The organism is Thalassobaculum salexigens DSM 19539, assembly GCF_000423805.1.
GTDB lineage: Bacteria > Pseudomonadota > Alphaproteobacteria > Thalassobaculales > Thalassobaculaceae > Thalassobaculum > Thalassobaculum litoreum.
Window position 1 is genome coordinate 1,817,313 of sequence record NZ_KE384093.1, and the last position, 20,718, is coordinate 1,838,030.

Below are 20,718 nucleotides of genomic sequence, written 5' to 3' on the forward strand. Positions count from 1 at the left end.
ATGGCGGAACCCGATCTCGACGATATCCAGCGCCGCATGGACGGCGCCGTAACCTCTCTGAAGAGCGAGTTCGGCGGCCTGCGGACCGGACGGGCGTCGGTCAGCCTGCTGGATCCGATCATGGTCGACGCCTATGGCGCGAAGATGCCGATCAACCAGGTCGGCACGGTCAGCGTTCCGGAACCCCGGATGCTGTCGGTGCAGGTCTGGGACCGCGGCATGAGCAAGGCGGTGGAGAAGGCGATTCGCGACAGCGATCTCGGCCTGAACCCGCAGTCGGACGGCCAGCTCATCCGCATTCCGCTGCCCGATCTGTCGGAGGAGCGCCGCAAGGAACTCAGCCGCATCGCGGCGAAGTATGCCGAGAACGCCCGCGTGGCCGTGCGCAACGTGCGCCGCGACGGCATGGACATGCTGAAGAAGGCGGAGAAGGACGGCGACCTCAGCCAGGACGACCGTCATCTGTACGAGCAGGAGATCCAGGAGCTGACCGACAGCCACGTCAAGGCGATCGACGAGGCGTTGGAGGCCAAGGAAAAGGACATCATGCAGGTCTGAGATGGTGGATGCCGCACCCTCCATCGGCGCCGGAGAGGCGGCCGCTCCCCTGCATGTCGCCATCATCATGGACGGCAACGGCCGCTGGGCTCGCGCCCGGAGCATGCCGCGTACCTTCGGTCACCGCGAAGGCGTGAAGGCGGTCCGCCGGGTGGTGGATTGCGCGCCGGAACTCGGCATCACCCACCTGACCCTGTTCGGATTCTCCTCGGAGAACTGGAGCCGGCCGCAGGACGAGGTGTCGGAGTTGATGAACATCCTGCGCTACTACCTGCGGCGCGAGGTGGCCGAGCTTCACAAGAACAACGTCCGGATCCGCATGCTGGGCGACCGCGCGCGGCTGTCCGCCGACATCGTGGCGCTGATCGACAATGCGGAGAAGCTCACCGCCGACAATACCGGCCTGTGCCTGAACATCGCGCTCAGCTACGGCAGCCGGGGCGAGATCACCAACGCGGTGCGCCGCATCGCCGAGGCGGTGGCGGCCGGGACGCTGTCGCCGGCGGAGATCGACGACGATACCGTCCAGTCCTGCCTCGATACCGGGGGGCTGCCGGATCCGGATCTGCTGATCCGCACCAGCGGCGAGCGGCGGATCTCCAATTTCCTGCTCTGGCAGATCGCCTATGCCGAGCTCGTGTTCACCGACGTTCTGTGGCCGGATTTCGACCGGGCGCATCTGGTCGAGGCGCTGGAGGACTTCTCCCGCCGGGACCGGCGCTACGGTCGGGCGACAGGATAGAGGGCGATCGTATGACGGCCGGCAAGGACGACGGACGGGAGGCTGCACCCGTTTCCGCGGCCCGTTCCGGCGACCTGCGCAAGCGTGTCGTGTCCTCGCTGGTTCTGGTCCCGGCAGCCGGGCTGCTGATCTGGGCCGGCGGGTCCGCCTTCGACATCGGCATTCTGTTCATCGCCGGGGTGATGGCCTGGGAGTGGGGCGCGCTGATCTCCGCCCCGTCGGACCGGCACCGCACGCGCCTGGTGCTGGCGATCGCCCTGCTGGTGTCCTTCGTGGTGGCCCTGCTCTTTCATGTGCCGGCCGGTGTGGCCTGCGCGCTGGTGGCGGTGCCGATTTCCGTGCTCCTCGCCCGCCAGCTCCGGGTGGTCGGGCCGATCTGGCTCGGTGTCGCGGTGATCGGCACCGTGTTTCCGGCGCTGGCGCTGGTCTGGATGCGCTCGCATATCGATTTCGGGCTGGAGACGGTGATCTATGTGATCGCCAGTGTCGCGGCGACCGACATCGGCGCCTATGTGGCCGGCCGGACGATCGGCGGCCCGAAGCTGATGCCCAAGGTGAGCCCGTCGAAGACCTGGGCGGGTCTGGCCGGCGGCATGGCCGGCTCGATGCTGGTGGCGGCCGTCTTCACGCTGCTGCATGCCGACGCGCGGGGGGCGGCCCTGGTGCCGCTGGCGATCGGCATCGCCCTGATCGCCCAGGCCGGCGATCTGCTCGAATCCGCCGTCAAACGGCACTTCAAGGTGAAGGACTCCGGCAGTCTCATTCCCGGACATGGTGGCATTCTCGACCGGGTCGACGGCATGATGACGGTTCTGCCCGTCGTGGCGCTGGCCATGTGGGTGAGCGGTAGGAGCGTTCTGCAGTGGTAGACCCCGTAGCAGACCCGAAGGTGGACGGCGTGCGCCGGATCAGCATCCTCGGCTCCACCGGATCTGTCGGTACCAGCACGATCGACCTGATCAGCCGCGCGCCGGAGCGGTTTGCCGTGACCGCGCTGGCGGGCGGGGCCAACGCCGACCTGCTGGCGCGGCAGGCGAGGGCCGTGGGCGCGCGGTTCGTGGCGATCGCCGACGAGTCCGCCTGGCCGGCCTTGCGGGACGCCCTGTCGGGCACCGGCATCGAGGCGGCGGCCGGCGAGGACGCCGTGCTGGAGGCCGGGCGGCGCGAGGCCGACTGGACCATGGGCTCGATCGTCGGCGCCGCCGGCCTCGCCCCGACCCTGGAGGCGGTACGGCGCGGCGGGATCGTCGCCCTGGCGAACAAGGAATCGCTGGTCTGTGCCGGCCGGCTGTTCACCGAGGAGGCGGTGCGCGCGGACTGCCGCATCCTGCCGGTCGACAGCGAACATAACGCCATCTTCCAGGTATTCGACGACGCCCGGCGCGAGGGCATCGAGAAGATCATTCTGACCGCGTCCGGCGGCCCGTTCCGCACCCTCTCGCGCGACGACATGGCTCGCAAGACCCTGGCCCAGGCGGTGGCCCACCCGAACTGGTCCATGGGCGTGAAGATCTCCATCGACAGCGCCACCATGATGAACAAGGGCCTGGAGCTGATCGAGGCGCATCACCTCTTCGCCCTGCCGGAGGAGCGGATCGACGTGCTGGTGCATCCGCAGTCGGTGATCCACTCCATGGTCTCCTATGTGGACGGCTCGGTCCTGGCGCAGCTCGGCGCGCCGGATATGCGTACGCCCATCGCCCACTGCCTGGCCTGGCCGCGGCGGATGGACACACCGGTGGAGCGTCTCGACCTGGCGGCGATCGGCCAGCTCAGCTTCTTCGCCCCGGATACCGAGCGGTTCCCGGCCCTGCGTCTGGCCCGCGAGGCGCTGCGCGCGGAAGGCGATGCGGCCTGTGTCATGAACGCGGCCAACGAGGCGGCGGTCGCGGCTTTCGTGGACGGGCGCATCGGTTTCACCGACATCGCCTCGGTTGTGGAGGAGACGCTGCAGCGCTGCCCGACCGAGGAGATCGGCGACCTGGAGGCCGTGTTCGCCGCCGACGGCAAGGGGCGGCGGATCGCCGGAGAGGTGATTGCCGGATTCGCAGGCGTCTCCATTGCGCAGGCCGGGGCGGCGATTTAAGTTCCTCGCTCAGGTTAGAGGACCGGATTGCGGGGGCGAGACGGTTTAGGGATACAGGGTTCGAATGATCGATATAATTGCCGATTACGCGCTGCCGTTTCTCGTGATCCTGACCGTTCTGGTCTTCGTTCACGAGTGGGGGCACTACTTCGTGGCCCGGCGCAACGGTGTGCGGGTCGAGGCCTTCGCCATCGGCTTCGGACCGGAGCTGTTCGGCTGGAACGCGAAGAGCGGCACCCGGTGGAAGGTCTGCGCGATCCCGTTGGGCGGGTATGTGAAGATGTTCGGCGATGCCGATCCGGCCAGCGCCGGCGCCGCCGACGACAGCGGCTTCACCGAGGAGGACCGGCGCGAGTCCTTTCATCACAAGAGCCTGGGCGCGCGTGCGGCGGTCGTCGCCGCCGGGCCCGCGGCCAATTTCATCTTCGCGATCCTGGTCCTGGCCGGCCTGTACATGTTCGAGGGGCGCCCCTACGCGCCCGCGGTGGTCGACAAGGTCATCGAGAATTCCGCCGCCGAGCGTGCCGGTCTCATGGTCGAGGACCGGGTCGTCAGCGCCGACGGCACGGAGGTCAGCCAGTTCTCCGACCTCAGCCGCATCGTGTTCGAGCGGCCGGGCGAGCCGATCCTGCTGGTGATCGAGCGCGACGGCGCCACCCGCGAGATCACCGTCACCCCGGACCCGATCACCGAAACCGACCGGTTCGGCAACGAGATCTCCTTCGGCCGCCTGGGTATCCAGTCGAACCAGACGACCGTGGAGAAGCTCGATCCGCTCAACGCGGTGATGGTGGCGACCACAGAGACCTTCTCGATCATCGAACAGACCCTGGACGCGGTCGGCGAGATGATCATCGGCGTGCGCGGCACAGAGGAACTGGGCGGCCCGCTGCGGATCGCCGAGATGTCCGGCACCGTCGCCCAGAGCGGGCTGGTCATGACGCTCTGGTTCACCGCCGTGCTGTCGATCAATCTCGGGCTGATCAACCTGTTCCCGGTGCCGATCCTCGATGGCGGCCACCTGATGTTCTATGCGCTCGAGGCGGTCCGCGGCCGACCGCTGGGTGAGCGGGCGCAGGAATGGGCGTCGATCGCCGGGCTGAGCCTGGTTGTCATGCTGATGCTGTTCGTGACATGGAACGACCTGATGCGGTTCGACATCGTCGGCTATCTGGGCTCGCTGGTCGGGTAACCGCTTCGAGTATCTACGGTTTGCGGGGCCGGTGGGCGGGGCTATAGTCGCGCTCCCGGGGCGCTGCCGCGGAATGACATGAGTGCCGGTTCCTGCCGGCGGGGTGCTGACTTGACCACTGGGGACCGACCTTGCCCACACGATTGATCCGGTTTAGCCAGGTGGCGACGCTTGCGCTCACCTTGGCCCTCGGAGCGGCCCCGGCGGTGAAGGCGCAGTTCCTGAGTCCGAGCTCGAGCACGGTCACCGACGTCGTGGTCGAGGGCACCCAGCGCATCGATCCGGCCACGGTCCGCTCCTACATGCTGATCCAGCCGGGCGACAGCTTCGATTCGGATCGGCTCGACCGGTCGCTCAAGGCGCTGTACGCAACCGGGCTGTTTGCCGACGTCAACATGCGCCGCGACGGCGGCACCCTGGTGATCAACGTTGTCGAGAACCCGATCATCAACCGCATCGCCTTCGAGGGGAACAAGCGGGTCGACGACGAGGAGCTCGACCGGGAAGTCCAGCTCCGCCCCCGCCTGGTCTATTCGCGCACGCGGGTGCAGCAGGACGTCCAGCGCATCATCGAGATCTATCAGCGCTCCGGCCGCTACGCGGTGACCGTCGAGCCGAAGGTGATCCGGCAGGATCAGAACCGCGTCGACCTCGTCTTCGAGATCGACGAGGGCGAGCTGACCCCGGTGCGGACCATCACCTTCCTGGGTAACCGCGAATTCAGCGATTCCACCCTGCGCGGGGTGATCCAGACCAAGGAGTACGCCTTCTACCGGTTCCTCAGCTCCGACGACACCTACGATCCGGACCGGCTGAGCTTCGATCGCGAACTGCTGCGCCGCTACTACCTGGAGAACGGCTACGCCGATTTCCGGGTGCTGTCGGCGGTCGCCGAGCTGGCGCCGGACCGCGAGTCCTTCGTCGTGACCTTCACGGTGGAGGAGGGCGATCTTTACACCTTCGGTCCGACCGATTTCGAGGTGTCGCTGCCGCGCCTGGAGCCCGAGGCGCTGCGCGAGTTCGTGGCGACGGAAGAGGGCGAAACCTACGATTCCACCTTGGTGGACGATACGATCGACGCCATCACCGACTATCTGGGCACGCTCGGCTACGCCTTCGTGGACGTACGCCCGCGGGTGAACCGAGATCCGGAGAACCGCACCGTCTCGATCACCTATCAGGTGGGCGAGGCCAGCAAGGTCTTCGTCGAGCGCATCAACATCAACGGCAACGTGCGAACCCTGGATCGGGTGATCCGGCGCGAAATGAGCCTGGTGGAGGGCGACGCCTTCAACACCGCCAAGCTGCGGCGCTCGGAACGACGCGTCCGCAACCTGGGCTTCTTCAAGAGCGTGGACGTGCGGAATTCCGAGGGCAGCGCCCCGGATCGCACGGTGGTGGATGTCGAGGTCGAGGAGCAGTCGACCGGCGAGATTTCCTTCGGCATCGGCTTCTCCACGGCGGAATCGATCATCGGCGATATCGGCATCCGCGAGCGCAATCTGCTCGGTCGCGGTCAGGATCTGCGCTTCGGCATAACCGCCTCCGGCCGCTCGACCGAATTCGACGTGGCCTTCACCGAGCCGTACTTCCTCGACCGCGACGTGGCGGCCGGATTCGACCTGTTCCGCATCGAGCGCGAGCTGAACGAAAGTTCCTATGACGAGCTGCGGTTCGGCGGCGTCCTGCGCGCCTCCTACACCCTGCAGCCGGACCTCACGCAGCAGATCAACTACCGGATCGAGCAGACCGAGATTAAGGACGTCGACGACGACGCGTCGCGCTTCATCAAGGATCAGGAAGGCACCCGCGTTATCTCCCAGGTCGGCCAGACCCTGACCTACGACAAGCGCGACAACCGCCTCGATCCGCGCGAGGGCTATATCGCACAGCTCACCACCGAGGTGGCCGGCGCCGGCGGCGACGAGCGTTTCTTCCGCACCCGGGTCAAGGGCGGTTACTATTATCCGCTGGACGATGTCTGGGGGCTGTCGTTCCTGGCCCAGGGCGGGTTCATCGTCGGTCTCGGCCAGGACGTGTCCATTGCCGAGCGCTTCTTCATCGGCGCCAGCTCGTTCCGCGGGTTCGAGCGCGGCGGCGTCGGTCCCCGCGATACGGCGACCGATGACGCGCTGGGCGCCAACAACTACTACGTCGGCTCCATCGAGCTCGCCTTCCCGTCGGGCCTGCCGAAGGATCTCGGCGTGCGGACGTTCCTGTTTACCGATGTCGGCAGCGTGTGGGGCGTCGACGAGAGTGGCAGCGACGTCGCGGATGCCACCTCGATCCGCGCCTCGCTCGGTCTTGGGATGTCGTTCACCACGGCATTCGGCACCATTCGTATCGACGCGGCCGAAGCCGTGGCGAAAGAGGATTTCGACGTTCCCGAGATTTTCCGCCTGAGCTTCGGCACGCGGTTCTGATCGTGCCGGGCCCGTGTCAGGGAAGGCAGGGCCGGTTCGTCCTCCAGGGGACGGCCCGCCCGGGAAGGAGAGCATGATGGTCCGGTCGCTCAGGCATGCCGCGGTGACCGTTTTCACCGCGGCCATGATGTGCTGGTGCATCGCCGGAACGGCGCTCGCCCAGGACAGCTCCAGTCCGTTCGCCGTCGTCGATGTGCAGGGCGCGTTGCGCAACTCCGACGCCGCGAAGGAAATCCAGGCGAAGATCAACGAGCGGCGCCAGGCGTATCAACGCCAGGTCACCGAGGAGGAGAAGGCGCTGCGCGCCAGCGAGCAGGAGCTTCAGCAGCTGCGCTCGACCCTGGCGCCGGAGGCCTACCAGCAGCGGCTGCGGGCCTTTCGCGATCGTGTGACGGGTGTCCAGAAGTCCGTGCAGGAGCGCCGGCGCGCCCTGGACCAGTCCTTCACCAACGCCATGAACAAGGTGCGCGACGTCCTGGTCTCGGTCATCGCCGAGATCGCCGACGAGCGCGGCGCCAAGGTGGTCCTTTTCAAGGATCACATCGTAATAGCGGAGAAGTCTCTGGATTTCAGCGACGAGGCCCTGCGCCGGCTGAACGAGCGGCTGCCGTCCGTCCCGGTCGATTTGCCGCCGCTGGACTGACGCACGGCAGGAGGGAGGACGACAGGACATGGTCGACAGCCGGTTCCACAACGTAGCGGGCCCCTTCACCCTGGGGCAGGTCGTCGAGATGACCGGTGCCGAGCTGCGCCATGGCGGCGACCTCGCGCGGCCGTTCCGGGATGTCGGCACTCTGGAGGGCGGTGGACCGGAGGATGTGGCGTTCCTGGAGAACCGTCGCTACGCCGCCAGCTTCCGCACGTCGACGGCCGGGGCCTGTCTGGTCACGCCGGAATTCGCCGATCAGGCGCCCGAGGGCATGGCGGTGCTGGTCACCGCCCTGCCGCGCCGCAACTACGCCCGGCTCGCCCGGCTGTTCCATCCGCAGGAGACCGCACCGGCCGGCGTTCATCCGTCGGCGGTGGTCCATCCGTCCGCGACGTTGGGTCAGGGCGTCGCCGTGGGTCCGGGGGCCGTGATCGGCGCCGCGGTGGTTCTCGGGGACGGCGCGTGGATCGAGGCCAATGCCGTGATCGGCGACGCGGTCGACATCGGCGGCGGCACGCGCATCGGTACCGGCGTGTCGGTGTCTCATGCGGTGATCGGCGCGCGCTGCTTCATCTATCCCGGCGCGCGGATCGGCCAGCCGGGATTCGGCTTCGAGATGGACGCCAGCGGACCGTTCCTGGTCCCGCAGCTGGGTCGGGTGATCATCGAGGACGATGTGGAGGTCGGCGCCAACACGACGATCGACCGGGGCAGCAATGCCGACACGGTCATCGGCCGGGGCTCGATGATTGATAATCTTGTACAAATCGGTCACAACGTCGTCCTCGGACGCGGCTGCATCGTCGTCGCCCAGGTCGGCATCTCGGGGAGTACCCGGTTGGGCGACCGGGTGGTCGTCGGGGGACAGGTCGGCATCGCCGGCCATCTGGAGATCGGAGGCGATGTGCAGATCGCGGCCATGTCCGGCGTCAACCGCAGCCTGCCAGGAGGAGCCGTCTATGGCGGCGCGCCGGCGATCCCGGTGCGCGAATGGCGGCGCCAGATCGCGGCATTGAAAAGGCTGGGCCAGGGCAAGTCCGCTCCCGGCTCGAAGAACGAGGGGTGAGGCGGAAAAGTCATGAATGATGCGGTGAACGAGCCGGTTGGCGGGTATCCGGATATCGACGTGATGCGGGTCATGGACCTGATCCCGCACCGCTATCCGTTCCTTCTGGTCGACAAGGTGGTCCAGATCGAGCCGAATGTCGGCTGCATCGGCATCAAGAACGTGACCATCAACGAGCCGTTCTTCGCCGGCCACTTTCCGCAACGCCCGGTCATGCCCGGCGTGCTGATCATAGAGTCCATGGCCCAGACCGCCGGCTGCCTGGTGGTGGCGACCCTGGGGCCGGATTCCGAGGGCAAGCTCGTTTACTTCATGACGGTCGACAACGCCCGGTTCCGCCGCCCGGTGGTGCCCGGCGACCGCCTGGAGGTACACGTGAAGAAGTTGCGCAATCGTGGGAATGTCTGGAAGTTCGAGGGTCAGGCCAAGGTGGACGGTGTCCTGGTGGCCGAGGCGACCTATTCGGCGATGATTCTGGACAATTGAGGAGGTGGCCGTGGCCACGCAGATCCATCCGACAGCGGTGGTCGAGCCGGGCGCGCGCCTGGGTGAAGGCGTCCGGATCGGTGCCTTTTCGATCGTCGGTCCGGAGGTTTCGCTGGGCGACGGCTGCGTCCTGCACGGCCATGTCGTGGTCGGCGGCCGCACGACCATCGGCCCGCGCACCCAGATCTTTCCCTTCGCCAGCATCGGCCTGCAGCCGCAGGACCTGAAATACAAGGGCGAGCCGTCGACGCTGGAGATCGGCGCCGACAACGTCATCCGCGAGCACGTGACCATGAACCCGGGCACCGAGGGCGGGGGTATGGTCACCCGCATCGGCAACGGCTGCCTGTTCATGGTCGGCGTGCATGTCGGCCATGACTGCCAGGTCGGCAACCAGGTGATCATGGCCAACAACGCCACGCTGGCCGGCCATGTGACCGTTCAGGACTTTGCCGTGCTCGGCGGCCTGTCGGCGGTGCACCAGTTCGCCCGCATCGGCCGCTACGCCATGGTCGGCGGCGTCACCGGTGTGGAGCGCGACGTCATCCCCTTCGGCTCGGTCATGGGCGACCGCGCCCGGCTGTCCGGCATAAACATCGTCGGCATGAAGCGCCGGGGTCTGTCGCGCGACGAGATCCACGACGTGCGCAAGGCCTACCGCCTGCTGTTCGCCAGCGAGGGCACGTTCCAGGAGCGTCTGGATGAGGTGGCGGTGGAATTCACGTCCTCCGCCCCGGTGATGGAGATCGTCGACTTCATCCGGGCCGATTCCTCGCGCAAGATCTGTCAACCGGAAGACGCCAACGATCTCTGAGAGCGTGATGGCTGGTCATCCAAACGGGGGGCTCGGGATCCTGGCCGGCGGCGGACCGCTGCCGCGCCGGATCGCCGACACGGTGCTGGGCGAGGGACGGCAGGTCTTTGTCGTGGCCTTCGAGGGCCAGACGGACCCGGCGACCGTTGACGGTCTGCCCCATGCCTGGATGCGCCTCGGCGCCACCTCCAAGACCCTGGAGGCCCTGCATGCCGCCGGCTGCGGCGAGGTGGTGATGGCCGGGCCGATGAAGCGGCCGACCCTGTCCTCCCTGCGCCTGGACCTGCGGTCCACCGCCGCCATCGCCCGGGCCGGCGCGCGGGTGTTCGGCGATGACGGGCTGCTGTCCCTGATCGTGGAGGAGATGGAGCGCGAGGGGCTGCGCGTGGTCGGCATCGAGGATCTGCTGGGCGGCTATCTGATGCCCGCCGGCACCCGCACGCGGGCCGAGCCGGACGCGCGGGCCCTGAGCGACGCCGTACGCGGGATCGCCGTGCTGAAGACCCTGGCGCGGGCCGATATCGGCCAGGCCGTCGCCGTGCAGGAGGGTATCGTGCTCGCGGTGGAGGCGGTGGAGGGCACCGACGCCATGATCGCGCGCGCCGGCGGCTTGCGCCGCGAGGGCGCGGCCCCGGTTCTGGTCAAGGGCCGCAAGCCGGGCCAGAACGACCGGGTCGACCGGCCCACCATCGGCCCCGCCACTGTCGTCGCCGCCGCCGCCGCCGGGTTCGCCGGCATCGTGGTGGAGGCGCTGGAGACCCTGATCGTCGATCGCGACGCAACGGTCACCGCCGCCGATGCCGCGGGTCTTTTCCTTCACGCCATGACCTTTGATGGAGCGCAGACGTGACCGCTGAGTCTGGTGCTGAGTCTGGGCCTGAGTCCGGTGCTGTGTCGGAGGCTGAATCCGGTGTGCCTCTGATCTACATCATCGCCGGGGAAGCCTCCGGCGATGCGCTCGGGGCCGGGCTGATCCGCGCCCTGCGGGCCGAGACCGGGGGACGGATCGAGGTGGCCGGGATCGGCGGCGACCGCATGGCGGCCGAGGGGCTGCAGACCCTGTTTCCGATCAGCGAGATGGCGGTCATGGGGATCGTCGAGATCCTGCCGAAGGCGCCGAAGCTGCTGCGCCGGATCGGCCAGACCGTGGCCGATATCCAGGCCCGCAGGCCGGCCGTCGTGGTCACCATCGACAGCAAGGCCTTCACCATGCGGGTGAACAAGCGCCTGCACGCCCTGCGCACCAAGACGGGCGAGGGGCCGAAGCTGATCCATTGGGTACCGCCGACGGTCTGGGCCTGGCGGCCGGGCCGGGCCGAGGTCATCGCCAGGTATCTCGACCATCTCCTGACACTCTATCCCTTCGAGCCGCCGTATTTCGAGGCGCACGGCCTTCCCACCACCTTCGTCGGTCATCCGGCCGCCGTGGCGCCGGACGGCAACGGCAAGCGGTTCAAGGGCCGCTACGGCCTGCCGGCCGGCGCGCCGGTGCTGGGACTGTTCCCCGGCAGCCGGCCGGGCGAGGTGAAACGCCTGCTGCCGATCTTCGGTGACGTGGTCGACCGCCTAGCCGCGCGGTACCAAGGGCTGCGGGTGGTGCTGCCGACGGTCTCCGGGGTGGCCGACGCGGTGCGCGAGGGGACGGCCAACTGGCGCGCGCCGGTCAGCATCGTCACCGAGCATCGGCACAAGGCGGATGCCTTCGCCGCCTGCACCGTGGCGCTGGCGGCCTCGGGCACGGTGACCCTGGAGCTCAGCCTCGCCGGCGTGCCGACGGTGGTCGCCTACCGGGTGAACGCCCTGTCGGCCGCGATCGCGCGGCGCCTCGTGGATCCGGAGGCAGTGGTCCTGACCAACAAGCTGATGGGCAAGCGGGTGATCCCGCAGTTCCTGCAGGAGGACTGCACCGCCGACCGGCTGACCGTGGCGATCGAGCGCCTGTTCGACGATCCCCGCGCCCGGGCCGAGCAGGGCGCGGCCAGCGAGGCGATCCGCAGGATGCTCACCGTCGACGGCGAGGACCCCTCCGTCCGCGCTGCGAAGGCGGTGCTGAAGGTGACCCGCGAAGAGGCCGACGCGCTGGTCGCGGATTAGCGACCCGCGAGCTTCCGGACCCGTCCGCTGCGCTCTGCGATGCCGGAGCTTTATTTTCTTCCCTGCCTCCACCCGCCCACACTCCCCGGCCCTGTGCCGGGGCCAGCGGTGGTGCTTGGACGGGCGCCCTCAGACAGATCGCGAGTGGACGACGCGTCCGGCGGGCTCGTCCCGGCACAGGGCCGGGGAATGAGGAGAGGGTGGGCAGCGAAACCCCCAACGAGAAAGGGCGGCCCGGAGGCCGCCCTTTGCAGTCGTTCCGGCGAGGCGGAAGTCCTCAGCCGCGCTTCTCCAGCGGCACGTAGTCGCGTGCGGTCGGGCCGGTGTAGAGCTGGCGCGGACGCCCGATCTTCTGGCCCGGCTCCTCGATCATCTCCTTCCACTGCGCCACCCAGCCGACGGTGCGGGCGACGGCGAACAGCACGGTGAACATGGAGGTCGGGAAGCCCAGCGCCTTCAGCACGATGCCGGAGTAGAAGTCGACGTTCGGGAACAGCTTCTTCTCGACGAAGTACGGATCGGAGAGGGCGAGCTTCTCCAGCTCCATGGCCAGCTCGAGCAGCGGATCGTCCAGGTTCAGCTCTTCCAGAACCTCGTGGCAGGACTTCTGCATCACCTTGGCGCGCGGGTCGTAGTTCTTGTAGACCCGGTGGCCGAAGCCCATCAGGCGGAACGGATCGTCCTTGTCCTTGGCGCGCTCGATGAACTCGGGGATGTTGTCTTTATGGCCGATCTGCTGAAGCATGTTCAGCACGGCCTCGTTGGCACCGCCATGGGCCGGTCCCCACAGCGAGGCGACGCCCGCGGCGATGCAGGCGAACGGATTGGCGCCCGAGGAGCCGGCCAGGCGGACGGTCGAGGTCGACGCGTTCTGTTCGTGGTCGGCGTGCAGGATGAAGATCCGGTCCATGGCGCGGGCCACGGTCGGGCTGATCACGTATTCCTCGGCCGGCACCGCGAACATCATGTACAGGAAGTTCTCGGCGTAGGAGAGGTCGTTGCGCGGGTAGTTGAACGGCTGGCCGACCGAGTACTTGTAGGCCATGGCCGCGATCGTCGGCATCTTGGCGATCAGGCGGAACGACGCGACCATCCGCTGGTGCTCGTCGTGGATGTCGGTGCTGTCGTGGTAGAACGCCGACAGACCGCCGACGACGCCGCACATGATCGCCATCGGGTGGGCGTCCCGCCGGAAGCCTCGGTAGAAGTTCGCCAGCTGCTCGTGCAGCATCGTGTGATACGTCACGTCATGGACGAACTTCTCCTTCTCCTTCGGCGTCGGCAGCTCGCCGTTCAGAAGCAGATGGCAGACTTCCATGAAGTCGGACTTCTCGGCCAGATCCTCGATCGAGTAGCCGCGGTGCAGCAACTGGCCCACATCGCCGTCGATATAGGTCAGGCCCGACTCACAGGAACCGGTGGAGGTGAAGCCCGGGTCGTAGGTGAAATGCCCGGTCTCCGCATACAGCTTGCGCACATCGATGACGCTCGGGCCCAAGGTGCCCGGAATCACGGGAAGCTCGTAGCTTGCGCCGGACGCGTTATCGGTGAGGGTGAACGTGCCGGTATTGCTCTGGCTCATCTTTTAGTCCCCTGTTTCGAAGCCGCGCTCCCGGTTGGCCAGGATGAACGCGCAGCGGCGCGCGGATACTATCCGCTAGTGTGCAGTGCCGCAAACGGCGTCGATGCGCCTCAGCGACTCGTCTTTGCCAAGAACCGCCAGGACCTCGAAAATGCCCGGCGATGTGGTCGATCCAGTAAGGGCGGCGCGCAAGGGCTGCGCGGCTTTGCCGAGCTTCAGTTCCTGAGCCTCAGCAAAGGAGCGCACTGCCTGCTCAACGTCCCCCTCCTGGAAAGAATTAAGCCCACGGAGTTTTTCCGCAAGCCCCGACAGCACACGCCTGCCGTCGTCGTCGAGTAGCTTGTTTGCTTTTTCGTCAAAGCTTAGCGGCAGGGTGGCGGCGTAGAACCGCGCATTGTCCGCCAGCTCCTTGACCGTGCGGGCGCGGGCCTTCAGCCCTTCCATGCCCCCGCGAATGCGGCTCTCGGTCTCCGCGGTCAGATCCAACCCGTCCGGCTCGGCGCGCAGGCGCGCCAGCACCAGCTCGGCCAGCCGGTCGTTGTCGGCCTCGCGGATATAGTGGCCGTTCAGGTTTTCCAGCTTGGCGAAGTCGAAGCGCGCGGCCGACCGACCGACGCCGTCCAGGTCGAACAGCTCGATCGCCTTGTCCCGCGGCACGATCTCCTCGTCGCCATGGGCCCAGCCCAGACGCAGCAGATAGTTGTTCACCGCCTCGGGCAGGTAGCCCATGTCGCGATAGGCGTCGACGCCGAGGGCGCCGTGGCGCTTCGACAACTTGGCGCCGTCGGGGCCGTGGATCAGCGGGATATGGGCGAAGACCGGCACGTCCCAACCCATCGCCCGGTAGATCACCGCCTGGCGGAAGGCGTTGTTCAGGTGGTCGTCGCCGCGGATCACATGGGTGATGCCCATGTCGTGATCGTCCACCACCACCGAATGCATGTAGGTCGGCGTGCCGTCGGCCCGCAGGATGATCATGTCGTCGAGCTGGGCGTTCGGCACGGTGACCGAGCCCTGTACCGCGTCGACCAGCGTCGTCTCGCCGTCCTGGGGCGCCTTGATGCGGATCACCGGCTTCACGCCCGCCGGCGCCTCCGACGGATCGCGGTCGCGCCAGGTGCCGTCGTAACGCGGCTGACGGCCCTCCGCCCGGGCCTTCTCGCGCATCTGCTCCAGTTCTTCGGTGGAGCAGTAGCAGCGATACGCCTGGCCGATCTCCAGGAGCTTATGGGCGACTTCGGTGTGGCGCTCGATGCGGGAGAGCTGGAACACCGGCGCCTCGTCACCGCCGAGACCGAGCCAGTCCAGCCCGTCCAGGATCGCGTCCACCGCCTCGGGCGTGGAGCGTTTGCGGTCTGTGTCTTCGATACGCAACAGGTAGCGCCCGCCGTGATGGCGCGCGAACAGCCAGTTGAACAACGCCGTGCGCGCGCCGCCGATATGCAGGAACCCGGTGGGCGAGGGGGCGAAGCGGGTGACGACCGACATGGAAAGCCTTTCGCATGCGCGAGCGGTTGAACGGGAGCCTCAGCGGCGGACCTGCCGGCGCTTTGCGCCGGAAAGTGGGCCCGGTGTCTAGCACAGGCGCGCGCGAGGCGCGACCATCGCGCCACCCGTCGCGGCCTCAGCAGGCGGCGACCGGGGCTCCGACGGTCCCCATCGCGCTCCCCGCCGCCGGACGCGCTCGGGGCCGGTGGGCGGTGCTCGCCGGGTGCAGGCGCGCCCTGGCGCAGGACCGGGCACGCTGGCCGCTCTGGCTGCCGGTCGCCTTCGCCGGCGGGATCGGCCTGTATTTCAGCCTGCCGTCGGAGCCGCCCCTCGCCGCCGCGCTGATCCCGCCGCCGGTCCTGGCACTGGCGGCCTGGTCGGTGCGGGAACGGGAGGGGGCATTCTGTACCCTGTTGGTCCTGCTGTTCGTCGCGCTGGGCGGTTCGGCGGCGCTGCTGCGGACCGCCGCCACGGACACGGTGCTGCTGACCGAGCCGATATGGGCCGATCTGGATGGGGTGGTGGAGCGGGTGGAGCATCGGCCGGACGACATCCGCCTGACCCTGGCGGAGGTCCGGATCGTCGGCGGGCGCGGTACCGCGCCGTATCGGGTGCGGGTGGTGAGCCGATCGCGGGACGTCGCCCCCGCGATCGGCGACCGGGTGCGTCTGCGCGCCCGCCTGACCCCGCCGCCGCAGCCGTCCGTGCCGGGCGGGTTCGACTTCCAGCGCAGCGCCTTCTTTGACGGGCTGGGGGCGGTCGGCTTCACGGTCGGGCAGCCCGTGCTGCTCGAGGCCGGGTCGGTGGGAGGCTTCTCCCTCGCGGTGGCGGCCCTGCGGGCGCGGATTGCCGGACGGCTGGCCGAGGCGCTTCCAGGGCCGACAGGCGCCGTGGCGGCCGCGCTGATCGTCGGCGAGCGGGCCGGACTGGACGACGCGACCCAGGCGGCGTTCCGGGATTCGGGGCTGGCGCACCTGCTGGCGATCTCCGGCCTGCATATGGGGCTGGTGGCGGGGACCCTGTTTGCCGGTGTGCGCCTCGCCCTGTGCTTGATCCCGGGTGTGGCCCTGCGCCGTCCGGTGAAGAAGATCGCCGCCTGCGTGGCACTGGCGGGCAGTGCCGCCTATCTGGTGCTGGCCGGGGCCCCGGTGCCGACCCAGCGGGCGTTTCTCATGGCGGCGGTGGTGCTGTCGGCGGTGCTGGTCGATCGCGAGGCGGTGAGCCTGCGGCTGGTGGCGCTGGCGGCCTTCACCGTGTTGGCGTTGCGGCCGGACGTGCTGACCGGCGCCAGCTTCCAGCTTTCCTTCGCCGCGGTGGTCGCGCTGGTCGCGGCGCATGAGACCTTGCGACGGTATGGAGGCCGACTGGGAGGCGGTCTCGGCGGCTGGCTGGTTCGGGCGGTGCGGTATTTCGCCGGCGTGGCGGTGACCTCCATTGTCGCGACCCTGGCGACCGCGCCGTTCGTCACCTTCCATTTCCAGGCGATCGCCCTGGGCGGCATTCTCGCCAACATGCTGGCCGTGCCGCTGACGGCTTTCGTGACCATGCCGGCGGGCATCGTCGCGCTTCTGTCCATGCCGCTGGGTCTGGAGGGCTGGGCGCTGGCGGCCATGGGGCTAGGGATCGACGCGACCCTGGCCGTGGCCGCCCGGGTGGTCGACTGGACCGGGCCCGCCGCCGGCGTCTATCCGCAGCCGGTCGCCGGTCTGGCGGCCGTCTCCCTCGGGGGATGCTGGCTGGCGATCTGGCGCACGCGCCTGCGCTGGCTCGGCCTGGTGCCGATGGCCGCCGGCGGCCTGCTGTGGCTCACCGTGGCGCCGCCGGACGTGCTGATCTCGGCCGACGGACAGCTCAGCGCGGTGGCGGCGGCCGGCGGCGGGGAGGGGGCGTGGGTGGTGTCGACCACCCGGGGCAACCGGTTCACCCGCTCGGTCTGGGCCCGACGGTGGGGCGTGGAGGACGCGGTGACGGTGACGGCCTGGGACGGGCAGGCGGAGGGGCCGTCAGGCGCGCTGGCCTGCGACGATCTGGGCTGTACCCTGCGGCGCAACGGCCTGCTGCTGTCGCTGGCCGCCAGCCACGAGGCGGCGCTGGAGGATTGCGCGGCCGCCGACGTGCTGGTCGCGGTCGTGCGCGTCCGCACACCGTGCTCGCGTCCGCGCCTGCTGGTGCACAGCCCGGACCTGCGGCGCGACGGGGCGCACGCTTTCTGGCTCGGGCGCGACGGGCCGCGGATGGAGTCCGTGCGCGGCCGTCGGGGGATCCGCCCCTGGGTCCCGGCGCCGACCCAGTTCCGGCCCCCGGTTTCCAAGGAGTGAATGCCGCTGATCAACGTTTAGAGACAATAAGATAGTGCAGCGTCACGCACACCGAGGCGATCACGAGGTGATCCCGTCACCGAACGATCGGCTCTAGGATTAGAGTTTCGCGACAAAGGGATAAAACTTTTCACTGTTTCGGCGCGGCAATATCGATTAAATCCAATATATAAGTTGTGCCTGGGGAAGATTGGGGAGTCGTGATGCGCATGCCGGTACGGGAATGCTCGTTCGCGATTCTCGCGGACTCGGTGGCCGAGGTTGTCGGCAAGAAGAACCTCGCCTATGTCGCCATCAAGCAGGCGGCGTCCACCGACAACCCCGCGCGGGAGCGCTGGGCGTCCAATCTCTTCGGGCAGATTTCCCTTTCCAACCGCAAGCAGATCCGGTCCAACGCCATGGACAAGGCGCATGTCGAACGCAACAAGCGCCGGTCCGAGGATAATCGGGTCAAGGAAATCAAGGGCGTGGACTGGGGCAACCTGTTCGCCCATTCCGGCGGCTGAGCGCCGAGCGGTCGGCGCTGAACTGCCGGTTCACGATCACGCGCACTCTCTCAGGCATCCGAAGCGGATCCGCCCGGTGTTCGGGCAGATCCGCCTCCAGATATATCAGTAATTGCGGATCAGTCCGACCAGACGTCCCTGGATACGTACGCGGTCCGGACCGAAGATCTGGATCTTGTATGCCGCGTTCGCCGGTTCCAGCGCGACCGAGTTGCCCTTGCGGCGCAGGCGCTTGAGGGTCGCCTCCCGCTCGTCGATCAGGGCGACGACGATGGACCCGTTCTCCGCGGTGTCGCAGCGCCGGATGATGACCGTGTCGCCGTCGAAGATGCCGTCCTCGATCATCGAATCACCGGCGATCTCCAGGGCGTAGTGCTCGCCGCCCGCCACCATGGAGAGCGGGACCGACACCGTGCTTGTCGGGTCGCTGATCGCCTCGATCGCGGTACCGGCGGCGATCCGGCCGTAGAGCGGCAGTTCGAACCCGCCGTCGCTGTCGGACGGCTGCTCGCGGCCGCCGCTGCGCATCGGAAAATTGCCGGGGATGACGTTGGGGGCGAAGCCGCGGATCGCCGGGGACGGCTCGGCAGCGGTCGCAGCTCCCGCCACCTCGGGCAGTTTCAGCACTTCCAGTGCCCGCGCCCGATGGGGCAGGCGTCGGATGAAGCCGCGTTCCTCCAGAGCCGTGATCAGCCGGTGAATGCCGGATTTCGACTTGAGGTTCAGCGCTTCCTTCATCTCGTCGAACGAGGGGGAGACCCCGCCTTCCTCCAGCCGCTTGTGGATGAACATCAGCAGTTCGTGCTGCTTGCGGGTGAGCATCGGGTCCCTCGACTTTCCGCCGCCACCGCGCCCGGCTGGGAAGCCTGCGCCTGAGCGAACAAACATGGTACAAACACCGATGTTCTACTTTTGATCCGCCGGCAGGTCAAGGCCTGTGGATAAGTCGGGGGACAGTATCCGGCGCGACTCGCTTAAATAGACAGGAAGTCGCCGGCGAGGCAGAGCACGCGCACGGTGTCGCCGGCCTTGCGACTCGGGTCGTGCGCCGGCCGGACGATCAAGCAATCGGCGGCAGCGAGGCGCGACATCATCGAACTGTCCTGGCGCGGGAACGGGCGTACATGGCGGCGACCGTCGTCTCCCATTTCCCAGGTGGCGCGGACGTAGTCCTGACGTCTGTCGTTCTCCTTTAGATCGACGGCGAGAACCGCCTGTTCCTCTTGGGCCCCGACCGTCTCCAGGCCCAGCATGGTCTCCAGGGCCGGACGCAGGAACACGGTGGCGCAGACCACCGTGGACACCGGATTCCCGGGCAGTCCCAGCATCGGCACCCCGGCGAAACGGCCGAAGATCAGCGGCTTGCCCGGCCGCATGGCGATCTTCCAGAAGCCGACCTCCAGGGCGTCGGCGCCGAACTCGCCGTCGCCCAGGGCTTTCTGCACAAGGTCGTGGCGGCCGACCGAGGCACCGCCGGTGGTGACCAGCATGTCGGCGCCCCGCGCACCGGCCGCCAGGCGTCGCAGCGCACCCTCGTCGTCCGGGGCGATGCCCAGATCGACCGGCTCGCCGCCGACCGCCCGGACCACAGCCGCAAGCGCATAGGCATTGGAGGAGACGATCCGCATCGGATCGGTCAACTCGCCCGGACGCACGATTTCGTCGCCGGTGGACAGAATCGCGACGCGCGGTTTCCGGCGCACCGAAATCCACGGCACGTTCATGGTCGCCGCCAGGCCAATATCGCGGGCGCTCAGGCGTCGTCCGGCGGCGATGCCGAGATCGCCCTCGTGGAAGTCGAGCCCGGCCGGGCGGATATAGGTTCCGGCGGCCGCTCCCTCGCGCACGGTGACGGTGGCTCCGTCCTCCTCGCTGTCGGCGTCGACATCCTCCTGGATGACGATGGCGTCGGCCCCGTCCGGCACCGGGCCGCCGGTGAAGATGCGCACGCACTCGCCGGGCCCGACCGTGCCCTCGAACAGACCGCCGGCCGGCGCGGCCCCGATGCGCTTGAGGGTTGCCGGCACGCTGGCCACGTCCTGGGCGCGCACCGCATAGCCGTCCATGGCGGAGACGGCGACCGGCGGCTGGGTGCGTCGGGCGGTGATCGGATCGGCGGTGACCCGGCCCAGCGCCTCGGTCAGCGCCACGGTCTCCGCCGGCATCGGACTCATCGCCGACAGGATGCGGGCCAGCGCGTCGGATACCGGCAGCAGGTCGTCACTCACCCCTGTAGTCTCCGGATTTGCCGCCGGACTTGGCCACCAGCCGGATATCGCCGATCCGCATCGCCTTATCCACGGCCTTGGCCATGTCGTAGACGGTGAGCGCGGCGACCGAGACGGCGGTCAGCGCCTCCATCTCCACGCCGGTGCGGCCCTTCAGCTTGCAGGTCGCCTCGATGTCCACCGCGTCGCGGGCCTCGTCGATGGTGAGCGCCACCTTCACCGAGGTCAGCGCCAGCGGATGGCACAGCGGGATCAGGTCCGGAGTACGCTTGGCCCCCATGATGCCGGCGAGCCGGGCGACCGACAGCACGTCGCCCTTCTTCACCCCGCCGTCGCGGATCAGGGCGATGGTCTCGGCGGACGCGTAGACCGAGCCGCGGGCGGTGGCGACCCGCTCGGTCTCCTCCTTGCCGCCGACATCGACCATATGCGCCTTGCCGGCGGCGTCGAAATGCGTGAAGTCGCTCATTCTATCTGGCCCGTGGG

The 20,718-nt window shown here is 68.3% G+C and carries 19 protein-coding genes; 14 read left to right on the forward strand and 5 right to left on the reverse strand.

The window, feature by feature from the left end:
- The 12 genes from frr to lpxB all read left to right on the forward strand — a co-directional run bounded on the left by frr (nucleotide 1) and on the right by lpxB (nucleotide 12,110).
- Nucleotides 1–558 (forward strand): ribosome recycling factor, encoded by a 558-nt coding sequence (gene frr / locus G578_RS0112865; RefSeq protein ID WP_028794583.1) that lies wholly within the window; start codon nucleotides 1–3, stop codon nucleotides 556–558.
- A 1-nt stretch (nucleotide 559) separates the two neighbouring features.
- Nucleotides 560–1,300 (forward strand): isoprenyl transferase, encoded by a 741-nt coding sequence (locus G578_RS0112870; RefSeq protein ID WP_028794584.1) that lies wholly within the window; start codon nucleotides 560–562, stop codon nucleotides 1,298–1,300.
- An 11-nt stretch (nucleotides 1,301–1,311) separates the two neighbouring features.
- Nucleotides 1,312–2,169: a phosphatidate cytidylyltransferase gene (locus G578_RS0112875; protein WP_051244742.1), complete on the forward strand. Its 858-nt coding sequence runs from the start codon at nucleotides 1,312–1,314 to the stop codon at nucleotides 2,167–2,169.
- A complete protein-coding gene (locus tag G578_RS0112880; RefSeq protein ID WP_245565602.1) occupies nucleotides 2,163–3,386 on the forward strand; it encodes a 1-deoxy-D-xylulose-5-phosphate reductoisomerase in 1,224 nt (407 codons plus the stop codon). The genes G578_RS0112875 and G578_RS0112880 overlap by 7 nt, the downstream gene beginning before the upstream one ends.
- A gap of 64 nt (nucleotides 3,387–3,450) precedes the next feature.
- Nucleotides 3,451–4,578, forward strand: coding sequence for an RIP metalloprotease RseP (gene rseP, locus G578_RS0112885; protein WP_028794587.1), 1,128 nt, complete (start codon nucleotides 3,451–3,453; stop codon nucleotides 4,576–4,578).
- 161 nt (nucleotides 4,579–4,739) lie between these two features.
- Nucleotides 4,740–7,001, forward strand: coding sequence for an outer membrane protein assembly factor BamA (gene bamA, locus G578_RS0112890; protein WP_245565603.1), 2,262 nt, complete (start codon nucleotides 4,740–4,742; stop codon nucleotides 6,999–7,001).
- A gap of 76 nt (nucleotides 7,002–7,077) precedes the next feature.
- Nucleotides 7,078–7,644: an OmpH/Skp family outer membrane protein gene (locus G578_RS0112895; protein WP_245565604.1), complete on the forward strand. Its 567-nt coding sequence runs from the start codon at nucleotides 7,078–7,080 to the stop codon at nucleotides 7,642–7,644.
- A 28-nt stretch (nucleotides 7,645–7,672) separates the two neighbouring features.
- Nucleotides 7,673–8,716, forward strand: a complete 1,044-nt coding sequence (lpxD, locus tag G578_RS0112900; RefSeq protein WP_028794590.1) for a UDP-3-O-(3-hydroxymyristoyl)glucosamine N-acyltransferase — start codon at nucleotides 7,673–7,675, stop codon at nucleotides 8,714–8,716.
- Nucleotides 8,717–8,728: 12 nt separating this feature from the next.
- On the forward strand, nucleotides 8,729–9,202 hold the full coding sequence (gene fabZ, locus G578_RS0112905) for a 3-hydroxyacyl-ACP dehydratase FabZ (RefSeq protein WP_038014117.1): 474 nt from the start codon (nucleotides 8,729–8,731) through the stop codon (nucleotides 9,200–9,202).
- Nucleotides 9,203–9,212: 10 nt separating this feature from the next.
- Nucleotides 9,213–10,016 (forward strand): acyl-ACP--UDP-N-acetylglucosamine O-acyltransferase, encoded by an 804-nt coding sequence (gene lpxA / locus G578_RS0112910; RefSeq protein WP_028794592.1) that lies wholly within the window; start codon nucleotides 9,213–9,215, stop codon nucleotides 10,014–10,016.
- Between the two features lie 7 nt (nucleotides 10,017–10,023).
- Nucleotides 10,024–10,866 carry an LpxI family protein gene (locus G578_RS0112915; protein ID WP_038014119.1) on the forward strand — a complete coding sequence of 281 codons (843 nt, stop codon included), beginning with the start codon at nucleotides 10,024–10,026 and terminating at the stop codon, nucleotides 10,864–10,866.
- Nucleotides 10,867–10,928: 62 nt separating this feature from the next.
- Nucleotides 10,929–12,110, forward strand: coding sequence for a lipid-A-disaccharide synthase (gene lpxB, locus G578_RS0112920; RefSeq protein WP_245565605.1), 1,182 nt, complete (start codon nucleotides 10,929–10,931; stop codon nucleotides 12,108–12,110).
- A gap of 277 nt (nucleotides 12,111–12,387) precedes the next feature.
- Here the strand turns inward: lpxB and G578_RS0112925 are convergent, their stop codons facing one another.
- On the reverse strand, nucleotides 12,388–13,692 hold the full coding sequence (locus G578_RS0112925) for a citrate synthase (RefSeq protein WP_028794595.1): 1,305 nt from the start codon (nucleotides 13,690–13,692) through the stop codon (nucleotides 12,388–12,390).
- Nucleotides 13,693–13,767: 75 nt separating this feature from the next.
- Nucleotides 13,768–15,180 carry a glutamate--tRNA ligase gene (gene gltX / locus G578_RS0112930; RefSeq protein ID WP_028794596.1) on the reverse strand — a complete coding sequence of 471 codons (1,413 nt, stop codon included), beginning with the start codon at nucleotides 15,178–15,180 and terminating at the stop codon, nucleotides 13,768–13,770.
- 212 nt (nucleotides 15,181–15,392) lie between these two features.
- On the opposite strand from gltX, the gene G578_RS26170 reads away from it, so the two are divergent.
- Together G578_RS26170 and G578_RS0112940 are read left to right on the forward strand one after the other, a co-directional pair.
- The gene (locus tag G578_RS26170; RefSeq protein ID WP_051244744.1) at nucleotides 15,393–17,498 is read left to right on the forward strand and encodes a ComEC/Rec2 family competence protein; all 2,106 of its coding nucleotides are present in this window, start codon (nucleotides 15,393–15,395) and stop codon (nucleotides 17,496–17,498) included.
- Nucleotides 17,499–17,701: 203 nt separating this feature from the next.
- A complete protein-coding gene (locus G578_RS0112940) occupies nucleotides 17,702–18,004 on the forward strand; it encodes a hypothetical protein (RefSeq protein WP_028794597.1) in 303 nt (100 codons plus the stop codon).
- Nucleotides 18,005–18,109: 105 nt separating this feature from the next.
- Here G578_RS0112940 and lexA read toward each other — a convergent pair whose 3' ends face one another.
- The 3 genes from lexA to moaC all read right to left on the reverse strand — a co-directional run bounded on the left by lexA (nucleotide 18,110) and on the right by moaC (nucleotide 20,701).
- A complete protein-coding gene (gene lexA / locus G578_RS0112945) occupies nucleotides 18,110–18,826 on the reverse strand; it encodes a transcriptional repressor LexA (protein ID WP_028794598.1) in 717 nt (238 codons plus the stop codon).
- 152 nt (nucleotides 18,827–18,978) lie between these two features.
- Nucleotides 18,979–20,232 (reverse strand): molybdopterin molybdotransferase MoeA, encoded by a 1,254-nt coding sequence (locus tag G578_RS0112950; protein ID WP_156907305.1) that lies wholly within the window; start codon nucleotides 20,230–20,232, stop codon nucleotides 18,979–18,981.
- Entirely contained in the window at nucleotides 20,225–20,701 is a 477-nt protein-coding gene (gene moaC, locus G578_RS0112955) for a cyclic pyranopterin monophosphate synthase MoaC (protein ID WP_028794600.1), read from the reverse strand. Before moaC ends, G578_RS0112950 begins: the two co-directional genes overlap by 8 nt.
- Nucleotides 20,702–20,718 lie beyond the last annotated feature (17 nt).